Genomic DNA, 17,347 nt, shown 5'->3' on the forward strand with positions numbered 1-17,347 from the left:
GCTTGAACAACAACGTACTCAAGGTCGCGGGCCTGCACGTGGCTTACGGCGGCATCAAGGCGGTGAAAGGCATCGACCTGGAAGTCAACCAGGGCGAGCTGATCGCCCTGATCGGCGCGAACGGCGCCGGCAAGACGACGACCTTGAAAGCCATCACGGGCACGTTGCCGGCCTGCAAGGTCGAAGGCACGATCAGCTACCTGGGCGAATCGCTCAAGGGCACGAAATCGTTTCATTTGGTGGAAAGGAGACTGGCCATGGTACCGGAAGGGCGCGGCGTGTTTACCCGTATGTCGATCCGCGAAAACCTCATGATGGGCGCTTACACGCGTACGGACAAGGTGGGTGTCGAGGCCGATATCGAGAAATGGTTCGACGTGTTTCCGCGCCTGAAGGAGCGGGCGGCGCAGATGGCCGGCACCCTGTCGGGCGGCGAGCAGCAGATGCTGGCCATGGCGCGCGCGCTGATGAGCCATCCGAAACTGCTGCTGCTCGATGAGCCATCGATGGGCTTGTCGCCCATCATGGTCGAGAAAATCTTCGAGGTGATCCGCAAGGTCTCGTCCGAAGGCATCACGATTTTGCTGGTCGAACAAAATGCCCGCCTGGCCCTGCAAGCGGCGCACCGCGGCTATGTGATGGATTCCGGGCTGGTCACCATGGGCGGCAACGCGGCCGCCATGCTCGATGACCCGCGCGTGAAGGCAGCGTATCTGGGGGAGTAATAGCGCATAAAAAATGCCCCAGCTGGGCTGGGGCATAATGGCATCCGTCGGAGAAGTGCGGGATGGATGCCTGGAGGAGCTGGTAACAACGGACCGCCGGAGCGGTCGCGCAAGAATTACTTGGCAGTGCGCGGCACGACTTTTTCAGCCGCTTGCGTGAACTGGTTCACTGCCGATGTCAGATTCGCCTCGATGGCTTCGACGGCTTGCTTGCTGGTTTTCGAGAATTGCTCGTAGCCTGCATTGGCATTGCCGATGGCGCTTTTCAGGATGGCGACGGCGTTTTCCGAACCGGCTGGCGCGTTCTTGGTGACTTCTTCCACCAGGGACAGCACTTTGCGGTTGGTTTCAGCGATTTGCGATTCAGCAGCTTTGCTGAACTCGGCTTGCGTGCCGGACGTGATGGCAGCCAGGTGACGGCCGTAAGCGATGGCTTTTTCGGCGCTAGGTTGGGCTTGAGCAGCGCTCAGCGAAAAGAATTCTTGTGGATCTTTTGCCGACAGCAATTGCTTGGCGGCGGCAGTCGATTCTTCCAGGGTCGCCTTGGCAGCGGTCAGGTTCAGTTCGACGATCTTTTCGATGCCTTCGAAGGCTTTGCCCGTCAGCGACGAGAACAAGGCGAATTGGGCTTCCAGGTTGGCTTTGGTAGCGGACGAAAATTGCTCAGGAATTGAAAACATATAAATCTCCAAAAAATCGAAATCTGGTTAATTTGATGCTGCGTGTACCGTTTGGGAAAGCAGGTGAATCTAAATTTTTCAAGCTGAACAAGAATTGTGCAACGCAACAAACCCTATTCTACGGTGAAAAAAAACGAAGTCAAGCGATTCTTGTGCGATGCAACAATTGAATAGATTTGCATCAAAAGCCATTGTTTCTAAAGAGAAATATTTGATTTCTGTGTGTTAATGGTTTGCGCGAAAACTGCTGTTTCCAGGGGCGGCAGGGGCGATCGCGGCGCAGCATGCTAGACTTGGCTCCCGCACTGGCGTCGTGTCCCGGTGCCGACCCCGTTTCCCGAGTTGATACCATGTCCAATCTTCCCGCCGCGTCTGGCACCAGCGGTAAAGCCCCCAAAGCTGCTTTTTTGACGACGCTGGCGCCGATGGCCTTGCCCGGCTTCTTCGTGTTGTTATGGAGCACAGGTTTTATTGTCGCCAAGTTCGGCCTGCCGTACGCGCCGCCGCTGACCTTCCTGTTGCTGCGCTTTCTGGGCGTGCTGCTGATCCTGCTGCCGCTGGTGTTGCTGTTGCGCGCGCCATGGCCCGTGGGACAGTTCCGCCAGATCGCCGTGGCCGGCATCCTGATGCAGGCTGGCTATCTGGCTGGCGTATGGTGTGCCATCAAACTGGGCATGCCAGCCGGTTTGAGCGCGTTGATCGTGGGCATGCAGCCCGTGCTGACGGCGTGCGCCGCGCCCCTGATCGGCGAATCCGTGCGTCCGCGCCAGTGGCTGGGCCTATTCTTTGGCCTGCTGGGCGTGGCCCTGGTCGTGTATGCCAAGATCAACCTCGTGGGGCTGACCGTGGAAAGCGTGCTGCTGTGCGTGTTTGCCTTGCTGTCGATGACGGCCGGCACCATGTATCAAAAACGCCACTGTCCCCAATTCGACTTGCGCACCGGCACGGTAGTGCAGTTTGCCGCCTCTATCGTGGTGGTGTTGCCGTTTGCCCTGTATTACGAAGGACTGGATTGGCATTTCAGCAGTGTGCAATGGACGGCGAATTTTATTGGCGCCTTGCTGTGGTCGGTACTTGTGTTATCCATCGGCGCCATCTTCCTGCTGTTCGCCCTGATCCGCCGCAGCGATGCCACGAAAGTGACGGGCTTGCTGTACCTGACGCCGCCCACGACGGCCGTGATGGCCTGGCTGATGTTTGGCGAAGCATTTAATATGCTGGGTATCGCCGGCATGCTGGTGGCCGTGGTCGGCGTGGTGTTTGTGGTCAAGAAATAGCGCATCAGGTAGAGAACAAGCAGAGAACAAGCAGATAACAAGCGGGAGAGCAGGGCAGTGAGCAAGCAAGCATCTGAAACACCGTCGACGCAGCAAGCCGTGGACGCCGTCATCGTGTCGCGCCGTTCTATCCGCGCCTTCCTGCCCACGCCGGTGGCGCAGGACGATATCGCGCGCATCCTGGAAGTGGCGGCGCGCGCGCCCTCGGGTGCCAACATGCAGCCGTGGAAAGTGTATGTGCTGTCGGGCGAAGCGCGCCTGCGCCTGTCGCGCCGCATCCTCGCCGCCTATGCCGCGCCGAAAGCGCCCGATGCACCCGCGCGCATGGCGTCGTATATCTATTACCCGCGCCAGTGGACGGCGCCGTTCATCGAGCGCCGCCGCAAGATCGGCCTGGACCTGTATCAGCTGCTGGGCCTGGAGCGGGGCGACACGGCCGGCATGGCGGCCCAGCATGGACGCAATTTCCAGTTTTTCGATGCGCCCGTCGGCCTGATCTTTACCATCGAGCGGGTGCTGGAACAGGGTTCCTGGCTCGACTACGGCATGTTCTTGCAAAACATCATGCTGGCGGCGCGTGCGCGGGGACTCGATACCTGCCCGCAAGCGGCCTTCATCCATTACCATGACATCATCCGCGAGGAACTGGGCGTGCCGGCCAGTGAAATGGTAGTGTGCGGCATGGCGCTCGGCTATGCCGACCCGGATAAGATCGAGAACCGCTTGAGCACGGAACGCGAGCCGCTGGCCGGCTTTGTTAAATTCATGGACAAATAGACACGCCAGCAATCTGCACAGGCAAACAGCCGGTTAAGGATGAGATTGTTTTCTGATCGCTAACGATTTGTATTTCGTTGCTGCAATAAATACTGTCCTAACTGTTAAATTGGCTTGCGATTACTCTGCATTTCGCTACACTGCAATAGGGCAACAGCTTCACGGGGAATTATCGAATGGCTAAGTTTAAACTTGCGCTGGGTATCCTGGCTTCCCTGCTGTTTGCGTTGGCGCCGGTTGCGGCCGTGCAGGCCAAGGAAGCGAACGGCAAATCCTCAGCCTCCAAGAAATACAATACCAAGAAAGTCAAAGTGGTGTTGCGCAAGGGCGCGACGGCCGCGCCGCGCGACAAGAGCGTGCGCCGGGTCGTCATGGTGCGCGGCAAACGCAAAGTCATCTATCAGAAAGTCAGCAGCGTGGCCGTGCCCATGGCCGCACCGATGCCCACCATGGGCGACCTTGCTGGCCTGAACCTCACGCGCGATCCGCTCGACCTCAAATCGAGCGTGGCGCTGGTGCTGGACCAGGCCAATTCGGAGGTGCTGTTTGAAAAGAATTCCAATGTCGCCTTGCCCATCGCCTCCATCACCAAGATGATGACGGGTCTGGTGGTGGTCGAAGCGCGCCAGGACATGGATGAAGTGCTGACGATCATGGACGAGGACGTCGACCGCGCCAAGTTCAGCAGCTCCCGCCTGAAAGTGGGCTCACAATTGACGCGCGCGAATATGTTGCATATCGCCTTGATGAGCTCGGAAAACCGAGCCGCCTCGGCGCTGGGCCGCAATTATCCGGGCGGCTTGCCATCGTTTGTCGACGCCATGAACAGCAAGGCGCGCCAGCTGGGCATGCTCGATACGCATTACGTCGATTCCAGCGGTTTGTCGAAAATGAATGTGGCCAGCGCGCGCGACCTGGGCAAGCTGGCCATGGCCGCCTTTCGCCATCCGCTGCTGCGCGAGTACTCGACGGACCCGAAAGCCATCGTCGAAGCCAGCGGCCAGCCCATGCAGTTTGGCAATACGAATCACCTGGTGGCCAACCCGGGCTGGGAAATCGGCTTGCAAAAGACGGGCTTCATCAACGAGGCGGGCCGCTGCTTGATGATGCAGGCCGTCATCGAAGGACGGGCCGTGATCATGGTCTTCCTCGATTCCAAGGGGAAACAGTCGCGCACGGCCGATGCGGGGCGCATGCGCAAGTGGCTGGAGGCTCTCAAGCCTGCCAACATGAGCCTGCCTGGCGGTTAAGAATGTACCGGGCGGCATTGCTGCCCTGTATTTTTACTCTTGGGGTATAAATCCCAAGGTGACGGAAATCTGGTTCGCCGTCTCGACCAAGTCGACCAGCCACTCATCTTGCAGGCGGTCGGCCGGCGCGGAAATCGACAGGCCGGCGATCAGCTTGCCTGTATCGTCGCGGATGCCGGCGGCCATACAGCGCACGCCCAGTTCCAGCTCTTCATTGTCGCGCGCATAGCCGCGCTCGCGCACCAGGCTCAGCTCGCGTTCGAGCTTTTGCAGATCCGTGATGGAATTCTTGTTGTGTCCGGCCAAGCCCGTGCGCGTGGCATACGCGCGGATGGCTTTCGGCTCGTCGACGGAGAGGAACAGTTTGCCTGTCGAGGTCAGGTGCAGCGGGCCGCGGCCACCGATGGCGCGCACCACTTGCATGCCCGAGCGCTCGGAAAAGGCGCGGTCGATGTAGACGATCTCGTCGCCCTGGCGCACGGACAGGTTGATGGTTTGCTGGGTTTTCTTGTGCAACTGGCGCATGAAGTCCAGCGCCGCTTCGCGTACGCTGAGGCGGCTTTTCACCACATTGCCCAGTTCCAGCAGGCGCATGCCCAGGCGGTACGTACCCGGTTCGATGCGGTCGACAAAGCGCGTCAGCACCATGTCGTTGAGGATGCGGTGCGCCGTCGAGGGGTGCAAGCCGGATACCTTGGACAATTCCTTCAGGCTGACCGGGTCGGAATATTTGGCCAGGGCATCGAGCAGGGCGACCATGCGTTCGATCACCTGGATCGTCGTCTTCGGGGCAGCGACCGGTTCAATTTTCATGATGGATTTGGTGCAATGCAGTATTCATGCTTCTTTATACCATGATGTGAAAAAATAGTGAAATGTTCCGAGATATTCAGCGAATAAATTGTCACAATTCTCATGTTGGCCCTCATAATTGGCGGCTGGACGTACTTTGAACCATGGAAAACTATGCAACCTGTCAATGAATTCAAGAGCAAAAGTGGCTTGAAACGGATTTTTTCCGCCTTTTTCTACTCGCTCGACGGCTTGAAGGCGGCCTGGCGTCATGAACACGCGTTTCGCCAGGAACTGGGCCTGTTCTTCGTCGGCACGCTGATCGCCTTGCTGCTGCGCATCTCCGCCTTTGAAAAACTGCTGTTGATCGGCGTGCTGCTGCTGGTATTGATCGTCGAATTGATCAATTCCGCGTTGGAAGCCGTGGTCGACCGTATTTCGCTAGAGCTTCATCCGCTGTCGAAAAACGCCAAGGACTTCGGCAGCGCCGCCGTGTTGCTGACTTGCATCCTGGCCTTCGCCACGTGGTCCGTGGTGCTGTTCAACCGCTTTTATTAACCGCTAAATCCCCGTTGTTCGCCGTCCATATGCGAAAAACGCATATCAAACGGCGAAACGCTTCCTTCTCTTTGCGGCCATAGCGCCGTAATCTGGTGGCTCTGAAAGTTCAACCACACGGGGATCTTAGATGCTGTCGAAAAAAATCATCATTGCCGCCGCCGTCAGCGCGTTTGCCATTCTGCAAACGGCGCAGGCTGCCGATATCACCCTGCTCAACGTGTCGTATGACCCGACGCGTGAGCTGTACCAGGATGTGAACACGGCATTTGCCAAGGAGTGGAAAGGCAAGACGGGTGACAACGTCAAGATCAAGCAATCGCATGGCGGTTCCGGCAAGCAGGCGCGCGCCGTCATCGACGGCCTGGAAGCGGACGTGGTGACCCTGGCCCTGGCCTACGACATCGATGCGCTGGCCGAGCACAAGTTGCTGGCCGCCGACTGGCAAAAACGCTTGACGCACAACAGCTCGCCTTACACCTCGACCATCGTGTTCCTCGTGCGCAAGGGCAATCCGAAAGGCATCAAGGATTGGAATGACTTGATCAAGCCGGGCGTCTCCGTCATCACGCCGAATCCGAAAACCTCGGGCGGCGCCCGCTGGAATCATTTGGCAGCCTGGGGCTATGCCTTGCGCCAGCCGGGCGGCAACGAAGCCAAGGCCAAGGATTTCCTCGGCAAGCTGTATAAAAACGTGCCCGTGCTCGATTCCGGCGCGCGCGGCGCCACCACCACCTTCGTCGAACGTGGCATCGGCGACGTGCTGATCGCCTGGGAAAATGAGGCTTACTTGGCCGTCAAGGAACTGGGCCCGACCAAGTTCGACATCATCACGCCTTCCGTCAGCATCCTGGCTGAGCCACCCGTCGCCGTTGTGGACAAGTTTGCCGACAAGCACGGTACGCGCAAGGTGGCCGAGGCTTACCTGAACTACCTGTACACGGACGAAGCGCAAGATATCATCGCCAAGAATTACTACCGTCCGGCCACGGACAAGGCGTCGAAGAAATACGCATCGCAGTTCGCCAAGGTCAAGCTGTTCACCATCGAGCAAGTGGCCGGTGGCTGGACGACGGCGCAAAAGGCACACTTTGCCGACGGCGGCATCTTCGACCAGATCTACCAGCCTAAATAATATCGGATGGCAATCGGGAACGGTTGCCAGACTGCTACCAAAAGGGATCCATCATGGCGCTGCGCAGCTTTTCCGATTACCGGGTACTGATCGTGCCGGGCTTGCATAACAGCGGTCCCGAGCATTGGCAGAGTCGCTGGCAGCGCCTGTATCCGCAATTCGAACGGGTCGAGCAGGACGACTGGAACGCACCTGACCTGGCCACCTGGTCGGCGCGCCTGGACCAGGTGCGGTGGCAAGATGCGCGCCCGACCCTGATCGTTGCCCACAGCTTTGGCTGTTTGACGACGGCGCACAGCCTGGCCCGCGACCCGCACGGCGTGGCCGGCGTGCTGCTGGTGGGGCCGGCCGATCCGGACAAGTTTGGCGTGGCGCAAGCCTTGCCGCAAAAGCGCTTGCCGTGTCCCGGCATATTGATCGCCAGTCAGACGGACCCGTGGATGACGGCCGAGCACGCGGCGCAGTGGGCACGGCGCTGGAATTGCAAGTATATTGATGGCGGTGCGCTGGGCCATATCAACGCCGAGTCGCGCCTTGGTGACTGGGTCTATGGCCAGGCGCAACTGCAAACACTGTTTGATCTGGCGCAAAGCCACAAACGCCACCGTCAGGCAGCCTGATTCGACGAATATCCATAGCCACACAACTTCACAAGGAGATCACGATGACTTTACGCCTGGGCGATGTCGCCCCTGATTTTGAACAAGACAGCTCGATCGGCACGCTCAAGTTCCATGAGTGGGCTGGCGACTCCTGGGTGGTGCTGTTTTCCCACCCGGCCGACTTTACGCCCGTGTGCACGACGGAACTGGGCCTGACGGCCAAGCTCAAGCCGGAATTCGACAAGCGCAACGTGAAGGCCATCGCCCTGTCGGTGGACGCGGCCGAGTCGCACAAGAGCTGGATCAAGGATATCGAAGAGACGCAAAACACGGTGGTGGGCTTCCCCATCATCGCCGACGTCGACAAGAAAGTGTCGGTGCTGTACGACATGATCCACCCGGAGCAATCCGTCACGGCCACCGTGCGCTCCGTCTTCATCATTGACCCGAACAAGAAAGTACGGCTGATCCTCACGTATCCGCTGAGCACGGGCCGCAACTTCAATGAAATCCTGCGCGTCCTCGACGCCCTGCAACTGACGGACGGCTATACGGTGGCCACGCCCGGCAACTGGAAAGATGGCGACGACGTCATCATTCCCTTGACCGTGCAAGACCCGGACGTGATCAAGCAGAAGTATCCGAAGGGCTTTACGGCCGCCAAGCCATATCTCCGCCTGACACCACAACCCAATAAATAAAAATTGCCACTCCAACAAAAAACGCACCTCGCTGGTGCGTTTTTTTTCGCCCAACGATTCGGTGGGCAAGTATGCAAAATCCATCTAAGCAAATGAGAAATGGTTAGTTCTTTTTATAACGATTGCATGTGATTATTGCGCCCTATAACTCAAAAATGTAATAAGAAGGGGTTTCTATGTCTGCAGCATCAGCAGCACCGCTCAAGGCGCGCGGAGCGCCGTTTCGGGTCATGCCGGGGTTTAAGCTGTCACTGGGCTTCACGCTCTTTTACTTGGCCTTGATCGTCCTCATTCCGCTCTCCTCGGTGTTCCTGAAAACCTTCACCATGACCTGGGACGCCTTCTTCAGCGCAGTTACATCCGAGCGCGTGATGGCGTCGTACCGGCTGACGTTTGGCGCCTCGCTGATCGCCGCCTTGCTGAACGTGGTGTTTGGCGGCATCCTGGCCTGGGTGCTGGTGCGTTATAAATTTCCTGGCAAGCGCATCATCGATGCGCTGGTCGACTTGCCGTTCGCCTTGCCAACGGCCGTCGCCGGCATCACCCTGACGGCCCTGTATTCGTCGAACGGCTGGTTTGGCCAGTTCATCGAAGGCGTGCTGGGCATCAAGGTGGCGTTCACGCCGCTGGGCGTGGTGGTGGCGCTGACTTTCATCGGCTTGCCCTTCGTCGTGCGCACCGTGCAACCGGTGCTGGAAGACGCGGAAAAAGAACTGGAAGAGGCGGCCGCCAGCCTGGGCGCCAATTCGCTGCAAACGTTTATCCGCGTCATCTTCCCCACGATTTTGCCGTCCTTGCTGACGGGCTTTGCGCTGGCCTTTGCCCGCGCCACGGGCGAATACGGTTCCGTGATCTTCATCGCCGGCAACATGCCGATGGTGTCGGAAATCACGCCACTGTTCATTATTACCAAGCTGGAGCAATACGATTACGCAGGCGCCACGGCCATCGCCGTGGTGATGCTGGTGGTGTCTTTCCTGCTGTTGTTGACGATTAACCTGCTGCAAGCATGGACGCGCGGAAAGGCGAAGAAATCATGAGTACCAATGTCTCTGCGGTTGCGAATGTGGAAGATGCGCTGCCAAAAGCGCGCCGCTTCGAACCGAACGTCGGTCCCGTCGTGCTGGAACCCTTGTGGGTGCGCACGGTATTGATCAGCATCGCCTTGCTGTTCCTGACGACCTTCCTGATCGTGCCCCTGGTGGCCGTGTTTGCCGAAGCGTTCAAGAAGGGCTGGGAAGCGTATATCGCCGCCATCATCGATCCGGACGCGATTTCCGCCATCAAGCTGACCCTGATCACGGCGGCCATCGCCGTGCCGTTGAACCTGGTCTTCGGCGTGGCCGCTTCCTGGTGCATCGCCAAGTTCGAATTCCGTGGCAAGAGCATTTTGCTGACCCTGATCGACTTGCCGTTTTCCGTCTCGCCCGTGATTTCCGGCTTGATCTACGTGCTGATGTTTGGCGCCCAGGGCTGGTTCGGCCCGTGGCTGCAGGCGCACGACATCAAGATTTTGTTTGCCGTGCCCGGCATCGTGCTGGCCACCATCTTCATCACCTTCCCCTTCGTGGCGCGCGAACTGATCCCGCTGATGCAGGCGCAGGGCAGCGAAGAGGAAGAGGCCGCCATCGTGCTGGGCGCCTCGGGCTGGAATACTTTCCGCAGAGTCACCTTGCCAAATATCAAATGGGGTTTGCTGTATGGCGTGATCCTGTGTAACGCCCGCGCCATGGGCGAGTTCGGCGCCGTGTCCGTGGTCTCCGGCCATATCCGCGGCGAAACCAACACCATGCCGCTGCAAGTGGAGATTTTGTACAACGAGTACAACTTTGCCGCCGCGTTTGCCGTCGCCTCCCTGCTGGCCCTGCTGGCGCTGGTGACCCTGGCCTTGAAAGCTTTTATTGAGTGGCGTTTGAACGAGAGCGACGCCGACGATTCCGCCTTACGTTCTACGGAGCACTGATCATGACCATCGCAGTTAACAACATCCACAAGCGTTTCGGCGATTTCGTCGCCCTCGACAATATCTCGCTGGACTTTCCCGCCGGTGAACTGACTGCCTTGCTGGGCCCGTCCGGTTGCGGCAAGACCACCTTGCTGCGCATCATTGCCGGCCTCGAGCATCCGGACAGCGGTCAAGTGCTGCTGGACGCGGAAGACGCATCGAACCGCCACGTGCGCGAGCGCCAAGTGGGTTTCGTGTTTCAACACTATGCGCTGTTCAAGCACATGACGGTGTTTGAAAACGTGGCCTTTGGCTTGCGCGTGAAGTCGCGTAGCGAGCGCCCCTCGGAAGACCAGATCCGCCGCAAGGTAAAAGATTTGCTGGAGCTGGTGCAGCTGGACTGGCTGGCCGACCGCTATCCACCGCAGTTGTCGGGCGGCCAACGCCAGCGCATCGCCCTGGCGCGCGCACTGGCTGTCGAGCCCCGTGTGCTGCTGCTCGATGAGCCGTTTGGCGCGCTCGACGCCAAGGTGCGCAAGGAATTGCGCCGCTGGCTGCGCCGCCTGCATGACGACTTGCACGTCACCAGCATTTTCGTCACGCATGACCAGGAAGAGGCGCTGGAAGTGGCTGACCAGGTGGTGCTGATGAACAAAGGCACTGTCGAGCAAATCGGTTCCCCGGAACAAGTTTACAACCACCCGGCTTCGCCCTTCGTCTACGGCTTCCTGGGCAACGTCAACCTGTTCCACGGCCGCGTGCATGACGGCGTGATGGCGACCGGTGACGCCAGCTTCGAGGTACCCGATTACGCGGGCGTGAGCGACAGCAAGGGCACGGCCTATGTGCGTCCGCACGACCTGGAAATCGACCGCTACACGCAGGGCGCCGAAGGCATCGTGGTCAAGCTGAGCCGCGCCCATGCGATCGGCCCGCTGGCCCAACTGGACTTGCAGCGCGTCGATAACAGCGAACTGATCGAAGCGGTGATGTCGAACGAGCGCTTCACCCATCTGCAACTGAAAGAGGGCGAGACCCTGGTCGTGCGCCCGAAACGATTACACGTGTTCGTTGAACCGACAAGAACCTAAGAGGCTGCAATACTATGAATTTTCAACAACTGCGCTCAATCCGCGAAGCGGCCCGCCGCGGCTACAACCTGACGGAAGTGGCGAACGCCCTGTTCACGTCGCAGCCGGGCGTGAGCCGGCAGATCCGCGAACTCGAGGACGAGCTGGGCGTGGTGATTTTCGAGCGCAACGGCAAGCGCTTGACGGGCTTGACGGAGCCGGGCAAGGGCATCCTGAAAATCGTCGACCGCCTCTTGATCGAGGCGGAAAACTTGCAGCAAGCCAGCTTGGAATACAGCGGCCAGACCAGCGGAACGTTATCGGTGGCGGCGACGCACACGCAGGCGCGCTATGCGCTGCCGAAAGTGGTGCAGGGCTTCCGCGCCGCTTTCCCCGACGTGCGCATTGCGCTGCAACAAAGCGCGCCCGAGCATATCGCGGAATGGGTGCTGTCGGGCAAGACCGATATCGGCATCGCCACGGAAGGCCTGAGCCAGTTCCCCGACCTGGTGTCGTTCCCGTGCTACCGCTGGAGCCATTTGATCGTCGTGCCGGACGGTCATCCGTTGCTCGACCATTCGCCCATCCGCCTGGAAGACCTGGCGAAATACCCGTTGATTACCTACGACAAGGGTTTCACGGGACGCGGCCATATCGACGATGCCTTCGCCAAGGCGGGCGTGGCCACCGATATTATTTTGACGGCCATGGATTCCGACGTCATCAAGCAATACGTGGCGCTGGGCATGGGCGTGGGCATCGTGGCATCGATGGCCTTCGACCATGGCCGCGACAAGGGCTTGCGGGCGGTGGAAGCGTCGCATTTGTTCGCCACCAACACGACGCGCCTGGCCGTGCGCCGTGGCGCCTACCTGCGCGCCTACGCCTACGAGTTCATCCTGCAACTGGCGCCGGATCTGACGCGCGAAGACATCGACCGCGCCATGGCGGGAGAGGAAGCCCTCTAGCCGATGGCTGCCCGCTGCGCGCGCGTCAGGCTGGCCACGGCGCGCGCGTGGGAATCCTGCACCAGTTCCATCAGGTAATCGGCAGGGAAGCGCGCCACATCGACGATGGTGACCCAGTGAAAGCGGCCCATGTAGCGGGCCGGTTTCACACCGGGCATGTCCGTCAGTTCAATAAAGCGTGCCGCGCTGACCCGCAGGCTGAAGCGCCACTGTTCCGGTGCGCTGGTCTTAAAGTAGGCAAATTTCTTGCCGCTCACCTCAACCACGAGGATGTTCGACGGCGGGCCGTACAGCACGGCTTGCGCGCCGGGCAGCGCCGCGCAAAAGTCTTTCAGTTCATCTGTTGTCATTCGTCAACCGCCATGAATTGTTGCGTGTTGTGGTCGAAAGCATAGGCTGACCCGGCCGGAGAATCCAGCAGGCGGATGAAACGGTCGTCCACGCTGAGCACGGCGCCCAGCGAGATCAAGGCCATGTTGGCGCTGTCGTTGATGTAATCGTCGTTTTCATCGTTGGCCGTGAAGCGCCAGCCGCTGTCGTCGGCATTGTCGGGTTCCTCACGGTACAGATAGCCGACGGGCGCGCCATCTTCCAGCACGCGTTTTGTGACGAAGCACAGGCCCGCATAGCGGTTGACGAGGTTATCGTCATCGTCGTGCTGCGTATTGATGATGTGGCGCGCCGTGAAGTCGACGGGGTCTTTGGCCTGCAAATCCCGAATGTGGCCAGGCATGTTGTCGAGCTTGCCGGTGAAATGCCCATGCGCTTCCACCGTCTCGACCAGCACCCACATGCGCTCGGCGCCCGGTGCTTGCGGATCGTCACTGTGGAAGGCGAAGATCAGCTTGACCACATCGCCGGGGCGCACCTGGGCGATGGCCTCGGGCGGCGATTTATAGAAGGTGTAGGGATGGCGCGCCGCCAGTTCGGCGGCGTCGGCCAGGTGCCAGCTGGGCATGGTGGTCCGTCGTCAAGAAGAATAAAACCCATGGTAGCCGATTGCAGGCAAGGATGGCCACCCGTACGCCAGCGCTTTATTCGGTGTCGAAGGCCGGAATAAAAAACGGGAGGCAGATGCCTCCCGTGCTGCGTTGCTATTGCCAGCTATTACCAGCTATTACCAGCTATAACCCGCCTTGGCGTAGTAATAGCGGCCGTTGAAACCGTTCGGCGCGAAGATGCTGTACGGCTGGGTGCCGTTGACGCTCAGGTTGCCGTTGCTGGTCACTTGCGCCGGGTAGCGGTTGGTGACGTTGTCGATGCCGGCCACCAGGCGCCAGTTCTTGCCCAGTTTCACGGAACCGGACACGTCCAGCACCCATTGCGGGTCATACGTCTGGTCCAGCTTGACGTCGTTTTGCGGCACGGTGAAGCTGCCGTAGCGCGTCACGACGCCGTGCGCATTCCAGATGCCGAAGCCGTAGTCGGCGGCCAGGCTGAACTTGTCTTTCGGCGATGCCACCGTGATGCGGTCGATGCTCTGGCGGTCGATCAGCTTCAGGTTATTGGCCGTCAGGATGGCCGGATTGTCGGCGATTTTCCGTACCGTGCTCTTGTTGTGGTTGTACGCCACGGTGAGGTCTAGGCGGTCCTTGTCCTGCAAGTCGATGCGGTAGGTGCTGACGATGTCCACGCCTTCCGTGCGCGTATCGACAGCGTTGGTGAAATAGCGTCCCGAGCCCACCGGCGTGCCCTGCGCTGCCAGGATGTTCTTCAAAGCATTGCTGAGGATCAGATTGGCTGAGAACAGGATGCGGTTGTCGATGTCGATGCGGTAGGCGTCCACTGTCGTCGTGAAGTTGCGGCTGGGCTGGAACTGCAGGCCGAGGCTGTAGTTGCGCGCCTTTTCCGGTTTCAGGTCCTGTGCGCCCAGAGCGCGCGCCTGCGGCGTGTTGACGGCGAAGGTGCCCGTCTCGATTGGCGTATTGACGCCGTTGACGACCTGGAAGTTGGTCGTGGTGATGGTGTAATACTGCTGTGCCAGCGATGGCGCGCGGAAGCCGCTTGACACCGTGCCGCGCAGGGACAGCGCATCGGTGAACGCATAACGGGCCGAACCCTTGGCCGAGGTGGTGCTGCCGAAATCGCTGTAGCGTTCATGGCGCAGGGCCACGCCGCCCGACAGTTTCTTCGTTGCTTCCGCTTCCAGGTTCACATAGATCGACTCGTTATGGCGCGAGTGGCTGCCAGCGTTGGCCGGACGGAAGCCGGCAAAGCCCTGCGAGCCGCCAGCCAGCTTCGGATCTGCGGTGATGTACGACGCTTCATCGCCGGCACCGATGCTGTACTTTTCATGGCGCGCTTCGGCACCCAAGGCTACCGTCAGCGGGCCCGTAAAGTAAGACACGGGAAACTCGCGCGCCGCATCGAGGTTCAATACCGTCTGTTCATTTTTCAGTGAGCCGGCATAGAAATGCGTGGGGCTGTTCGCGCCCAGCGACTGGTTGACCGTGTTGTCCAGGTCCAGTTCGAACTTGTTGCTACCGTAATTGATGCTGGCATCCCAGCGCCAGCCGGCCGCTTCACCGCGCAAGCCCGTGACGATGGACTGGTCGGTCAGGGTACTGTTTTGCAGCGGCAAGAAGCCTTCCGGGAAGATAGGCGTGCGCTGAGAATACGCTTTGCTGACAGAGTCCTGGATCAGCGCCGTGCGCCAGGTGGCGGCGGCCGACGTGTCGCGCTTGCCGTAGTTGCCGAAGGCATACCAGTCCACATTGTCATTGATGTGGTATTCGCTGTTGAGGAAAATCGTTGCCGGCTTGCTTTCCGGGTCGCCGTAGCGCTGGTTGACCTTGCCATAGCGCGGTTCCAGCGGATTGCGGAAATCGGCGCCGGCGCGGTTGGTCGGATCGCGTTCAGCCACTTCGGCCGAGACACGTACCCAGCCGTCCTCGCCCAGGGCGAAGCCGGCCGAACCCTTGATGGATTTCTGCTTGCCGTCGCGCTCCTGCGTCTGGCCATAGCCCACTTCGACGTCGCCGCCGGCCGCGCCTTTTTTCAGGATGATGTTGATCACGCCGGCAATCGCGTCGGAGCCGTATTGGGCCGCCGCGCCATCGCGCAGCACTTCCACGTGGTCGATGGCGGCCAGGGGAATGGCGTTCAGGTCGACGGGTGCCGAGCCGCGACCCAGGGAACCGTTGACGTTGACGACGGCCGAAGTGTAACGGCGCTTGCCGTTCACCAGCACCAGGGTCTGGTCCGGCGACAGGCCGCGCAGCTGGGCAGGGCGCACGGCGTCGCTGGCATCAGCGCCCGTGGCGCGGGCAAAGTTCAGCGATGGTAGCAGGCGCGCCAGCACGGTGGCCAGTTCGCCCGAGCCCGTGCTTTGCAGGTCGCGCGAGGTGAGGATGTCGATCGGCGATTCGGAATCGATGGTGCGGCGGTTCTTGGCGAAGGTGCCGGTGACCACCACCGATTGCAATTCCCCCTCAGCCGGCAGCTCTTGCTGCGCTTGCACATGCATTGGCAGGTTGAAGCAGGCGATCAGGCTGGCGGCGATAACGGTTTTTATGGGCAGGGCGGGAAGCTGGGAGCGGGCGGTGCTTGAACTCATCGACGATATCTCTTCGGTTGGTGGTTGCGCGGACCATGGCGGTCCGATGACGAAATCAGCTTAGCAGCGGGCGAACGGTGTGCTTACGAATCGTTCTGTCTATTGATATGCAATAAATGTCTGATACACGTAAAAATGCCGCGAGTAGCGCATATGGCCTCGTTTCCAGCATACGACCGGGCATGGCACGGCCGCAATGCTGCACAGCAGTAAATTACCAGCTGTTGTATAAATACGACTATATGTAATGAGAGGGCGCGCCTACTGTCCCGGATTGGGCAAGCTGGCGTGGATGGCGTCGACGGCCGCCACCAGTTCCGGCGACAGCGTGACTTGATGCGCATCGATATTTTGCTGCAACTGCTCCACGCTGGTGGCTCCGATGATGGTGGCTGCCACGAACCAGCGCGTATAGCACCAGGCCAGCGCCAGTTGCGCCGGCGTCAAGCCATGCGCGCGGGCCAGCGCCGCATACTGGCTGGCTGCCGCTATGGTAGCGGGGCGCACGTAGCGGGGACTCCAGCCGGCAGGGAAGCGCGTCAGGCGCCCCTTGGCTTGCGAATCGTCGAGGTATTTCGCCGTCAGCTGGCCGAACGCCAGCGGGCTGTAGGCCAGCAAGCTTACATTTTCCCGGTGGCAAGTTTCATCGAGCAGGCTCGTCTCGAAATGGCGTGCCGTCAGGTTGTACAGGTTCTGGATGGATGCAATGCGCGGCAAGCCTTTCAGCTCGGCCTGTTTGATGCATTCGCACACGCCCCACGACGATTCGTTCGATACGCCGATGTGGCCGATCTTGCCTTCCTCGACCAGCTTGCCCAGCACGGCCAACGTATCTTCGATGGCGACCGAGGCGTGTTCCTTGCGCGGGTTGTACACGCTGGCGCCGAAGATGGGCAGGTTGCGGCTGGGCCAGTGCAATTGATACAGGTCGATGTGCTCCGTCTGCAGCCGGCGCAAGCTGTCTTCGACGGCAATGCGGATATTGACCGCGTCGTGGTCGGTCTTGCCCTTGCGTATCCAATGCATGCGCGAGTTCGGTCCGGCCACCTTGCTGGCCAGGACGATGTCGCCGCGCCTGCCGCTTTTCTTCAGCCAGCTGCCAATGTAGCGCTCGGTGCTGCCCTGCGTCTGCGCGCTGGCCATTACCGGATACATCTCCGCCGTGTCGATGAAATTGATACCCCGTTCCAGCGCGTAGTCGAGCTGGCTGTGCGCTTCGGCTTCGCTGTTCTGTTCGCCGAAGGTCATCGTGCCCAGGCAGATCCTGCTCACTTCCAGGCTGCTGGAACCCAGCTTGATCTTTTCCAAGCG

18 protein-coding genes are annotated in these 17,347 nt (G+C 60.0%); 12 read left to right on the plus strand and 6 right to left on the minus strand.

What is annotated here, in order from left to right; genetic code table 11:
• Positions 1 to 2: 2 nt before the first annotated feature.
• Complete coding sequence (locus tag ACQ4W7_RS00915; RefSeq protein ID WP_426071770.1) at positions 3 to 725, plus strand: ABC transporter ATP-binding protein; 723 nt, start codon at positions 3 to 5, stop codon at positions 723 to 725.
• 116 nt (positions 726 to 841) lie between these two features.
• Here ACQ4W7_RS00915 and ACQ4W7_RS00920 read toward each other — a convergent pair whose 3' ends face one another.
• Entirely contained in the window at positions 842 to 1,405 is a 564-nt protein-coding gene (locus ACQ4W7_RS00920) for a phasin family protein (RefSeq protein ID WP_426071549.1), read from the minus strand.
• 425 nt (positions 1,406 to 1,830) lie between these two features.
• On the opposite strand from ACQ4W7_RS00920, the gene ACQ4W7_RS00925 reads away from it, so the two are divergent.
• The 3 genes from ACQ4W7_RS00925 to ACQ4W7_RS00935 all read left to right on the plus strand — a co-directional run bounded on the left by ACQ4W7_RS00925 (position 1,831) and on the right by ACQ4W7_RS00935 (position 4,709).
• Complete coding sequence (locus tag ACQ4W7_RS00925; protein WP_436528282.1) at positions 1,831 to 2,682, plus strand: DMT family transporter; 852 nt, start codon at positions 1,831 to 1,833, stop codon at positions 2,680 to 2,682.
• A gap of 57 nt (positions 2,683 to 2,739) precedes the next feature.
• Complete coding sequence (locus tag ACQ4W7_RS00930) at positions 2,740 to 3,459, plus strand: nitroreductase (RefSeq protein ID WP_436527822.1); 720 nt, start codon at positions 2,740 to 2,742, stop codon at positions 3,457 to 3,459.
• A gap of 176 nt (positions 3,460 to 3,635) precedes the next feature.
• Positions 3,636 to 4,709 carry a serine hydrolase gene (locus ACQ4W7_RS00935; protein ID WP_436527824.1) on the plus strand — a complete coding sequence of 358 codons (1,074 nt, stop codon included), beginning with the start codon at positions 3,636 to 3,638 and terminating at the stop codon, positions 4,707 to 4,709.
• A 33-nt stretch (positions 4,710 to 4,742) separates the two neighbouring features.
• Here the strand turns inward: ACQ4W7_RS00935 and ACQ4W7_RS00940 are convergent, their stop codons facing one another.
• Positions 4,743 to 5,522 carry an IclR family transcriptional regulator gene (locus ACQ4W7_RS00940; protein ID WP_099378009.1) on the minus strand — a complete coding sequence of 260 codons (780 nt, stop codon included), beginning with the start codon at positions 5,520 to 5,522 and terminating at the stop codon, positions 4,743 to 4,745.
• Between the two features lie 153 nt (positions 5,523 to 5,675).
• Between ACQ4W7_RS00940 and ACQ4W7_RS00945 the strand changes: the two genes are divergently transcribed.
• The 8 genes from ACQ4W7_RS00945 to ACQ4W7_RS00980 all read left to right on the plus strand — a co-directional run bounded on the left by ACQ4W7_RS00945 (position 5,676) and on the right by ACQ4W7_RS00980 (position 12,480).
• Positions 5,676 to 6,059, plus strand: coding sequence for a diacylglycerol kinase (locus tag ACQ4W7_RS00945; RefSeq protein WP_436527826.1), 384 nt, complete (start codon positions 5,676 to 5,678; stop codon positions 6,057 to 6,059).
• Positions 6,060 to 6,189: 130 nt separating this feature from the next.
• Positions 6,190 to 7,194: a sulfate ABC transporter substrate-binding protein gene (locus tag ACQ4W7_RS00950; RefSeq protein ID WP_436527828.1), complete on the plus strand. Its 1,005-nt coding sequence runs from the start codon at positions 6,190 to 6,192 to the stop codon at positions 7,192 to 7,194.
• A gap of 53 nt (positions 7,195 to 7,247) precedes the next feature.
• Positions 7,248 to 7,814: an RBBP9/YdeN family alpha/beta hydrolase gene (locus ACQ4W7_RS00955; protein ID WP_436527830.1), complete on the plus strand. Its 567-nt coding sequence runs from the start codon at positions 7,248 to 7,250 to the stop codon at positions 7,812 to 7,814.
• Positions 7,815 to 7,858: 44 nt separating this feature from the next.
• Positions 7,859 to 8,497, plus strand: coding sequence for a peroxiredoxin (locus tag ACQ4W7_RS00960; RefSeq protein WP_436527832.1), 639 nt, complete (start codon positions 7,859 to 7,861; stop codon positions 8,495 to 8,497).
• Between the two features lie 230 nt (positions 8,498 to 8,727).
• The gene (gene cysT / locus ACQ4W7_RS00965; RefSeq protein ID WP_070224513.1) at positions 8,728 to 9,537 is read left to right on the plus strand and encodes a sulfate ABC transporter permease subunit CysT; all 810 of its coding nucleotides are present in this window, start codon (positions 8,728 to 8,730) and stop codon (positions 9,535 to 9,537) included.
• Positions 9,534 to 10,460 carry a sulfate ABC transporter permease subunit CysW gene (cysW, locus tag ACQ4W7_RS00970; protein WP_426071558.1) on the plus strand — a complete coding sequence of 309 codons (927 nt, stop codon included), beginning with the start codon at positions 9,534 to 9,536 and terminating at the stop codon, positions 10,458 to 10,460. Before cysT ends, cysW begins: the two co-directional genes overlap by 4 nt.
• Before the next feature lie 2 nt (positions 10,461 to 10,462).
• On the plus strand, positions 10,463 to 11,533 hold the full coding sequence (locus tag ACQ4W7_RS00975; protein WP_426071559.1) for a sulfate/molybdate ABC transporter ATP-binding protein: 1,071 nt from the start codon (positions 10,463 to 10,465) through the stop codon (positions 11,531 to 11,533).
• A 14-nt stretch (positions 11,534 to 11,547) separates the two neighbouring features.
• A complete protein-coding gene (locus ACQ4W7_RS00980) occupies positions 11,548 to 12,480 on the plus strand; it encodes a CysB family HTH-type transcriptional regulator (protein WP_426071560.1) in 933 nt (310 codons plus the stop codon).
• On the opposite strand, the gene ACQ4W7_RS00985 is transcribed toward ACQ4W7_RS00980, so the two are convergent.
• The 4 genes from ACQ4W7_RS00985 to ACQ4W7_RS01000 form a co-directional block, all read right to left on the minus strand.
• Positions 12,477 to 12,830: an MmcQ/YjbR family DNA-binding protein gene (locus ACQ4W7_RS00985; RefSeq protein WP_426071561.1), complete on the minus strand. Its 354-nt coding sequence runs from the start codon at positions 12,828 to 12,830 to the stop codon at positions 12,477 to 12,479. The genes ACQ4W7_RS00980 and ACQ4W7_RS00985 overlap by 4 nt on opposite strands.
• Positions 12,827 to 13,438, minus strand: a complete 612-nt coding sequence (locus ACQ4W7_RS00990; protein ID WP_436527835.1) for an immunity protein Imm33 domain-containing protein — start codon at positions 13,436 to 13,438, stop codon at positions 12,827 to 12,829. Before ACQ4W7_RS00990 ends, ACQ4W7_RS00985 begins: the two co-directional genes overlap by 4 nt.
• 159 nt (positions 13,439 to 13,597) lie before the next feature.
• Complete coding sequence (locus ACQ4W7_RS00995) at positions 13,598 to 16,036, minus strand: TonB-dependent receptor plug domain-containing protein (protein WP_436527837.1); 2,439 nt, start codon at positions 16,034 to 16,036, stop codon at positions 13,598 to 13,600.
• Between the two features lie 261 nt (positions 16,037 to 16,297).
• Entirely contained in the window at positions 16,298 to 17,344 is a 1,047-nt protein-coding gene (locus ACQ4W7_RS01000; protein WP_436527839.1) for an aldo/keto reductase, read from the minus strand.
• Positions 17,345 to 17,347 lie beyond the last annotated feature (3 nt).

This window comes from Janthinobacterium algoris, from assembly GCF_051380935.1.
Taxonomy (GTDB): Bacteria; Pseudomonadota; Gammaproteobacteria; order Burkholderiales; family Burkholderiaceae_D; genus Janthinobacterium.

What these genes read in the sequence shown, in the direction of transcription:
- ACQ4W7_RS00960 (WP_436527832.1), top strand. Translation starts at nt 7,859, where the DNA reads ATGACTTTACGCCTGGGCGATGTCGCCCCTGATTTTGAACAAGACAGC.
- ACQ4W7_RS00945 (WP_436527826.1), top strand. Translation starts at nt 5,676, where the DNA reads ATGCAACCTGTCAATGAATTCAAGAGCAAAAGTGGCTTGAAACGGATT.
- ACQ4W7_RS00950 (WP_436527828.1), top strand. Translation starts at nt 6,190, where the DNA reads ATGCTGTCGAAAAAAATCATCATTGCCGCCGCCGTCAGCGCGTTTGCC.
- ACQ4W7_RS00985 (WP_426071561.1), bottom strand. Translation starts at nt 12,830, where the DNA reads ATGACAACAGATGAACTGAAAGACTTTTGCGCGGCGCTGCCCGGCGCG.
- ACQ4W7_RS00920 (WP_426071549.1), bottom strand. Translation starts at nt 1,405, where the DNA reads ATGTTTTCAATTCCTGAGCAATTTTCGTCCGCTACCAAAGCCAACCTG.
- ACQ4W7_RS00935 (WP_436527824.1), top strand. Translation starts at nt 3,636, where the DNA reads ATGGCTAAGTTTAAACTTGCGCTGGGTATCCTGGCTTCCCTGCTGTTT.
- ACQ4W7_RS00940 (WP_099378009.1), bottom strand. Translation starts at nt 5,522, where the DNA reads ATGAAAATTGAACCGGTCGCTGCCCCGAAGACGACGATCCAGGTGATC.
- ACQ4W7_RS00990 (WP_436527835.1), bottom strand. Translation starts at nt 13,438, where the DNA reads ATGCCCAGCTGGCACCTGGCCGACGCCGCCGAACTGGCGGCGCGCCAT.
- ACQ4W7_RS00995 (WP_436527837.1), bottom strand. Translation starts at nt 16,036, where the DNA reads ATGAGTTCAAGCACCGCCCGCTCCCAGCTTCCCGCCCTGCCCATAAAA.
- ACQ4W7_RS00975 (WP_426071559.1), top strand. Translation starts at nt 10,463, where the DNA reads ATGACCATCGCAGTTAACAACATCCACAAGCGTTTCGGCGATTTCGTC.
- ACQ4W7_RS00980 (WP_426071560.1), top strand. Translation starts at nt 11,548, where the DNA reads ATGAATTTTCAACAACTGCGCTCAATCCGCGAAGCGGCCCGCCGCGGC.
- ACQ4W7_RS00955 (WP_436527830.1), top strand. Translation starts at nt 7,248, where the DNA reads ATGGCGCTGCGCAGCTTTTCCGATTACCGGGTACTGATCGTGCCGGGC.
- ACQ4W7_RS00925 (WP_436528282.1), top strand. Translation starts at nt 1,831, where the DNA reads ATGGCCTTGCCCGGCTTCTTCGTGTTGTTATGGAGCACAGGTTTTATT.
- cysW (WP_426071558.1), top strand. Translation starts at nt 9,534, where the DNA reads ATGAGTACCAATGTCTCTGCGGTTGCGAATGTGGAAGATGCGCTGCCA.
- cysT (WP_070224513.1), top strand. Translation starts at nt 8,728, where the DNA reads ATGCCGGGGTTTAAGCTGTCACTGGGCTTCACGCTCTTTTACTTGGCC.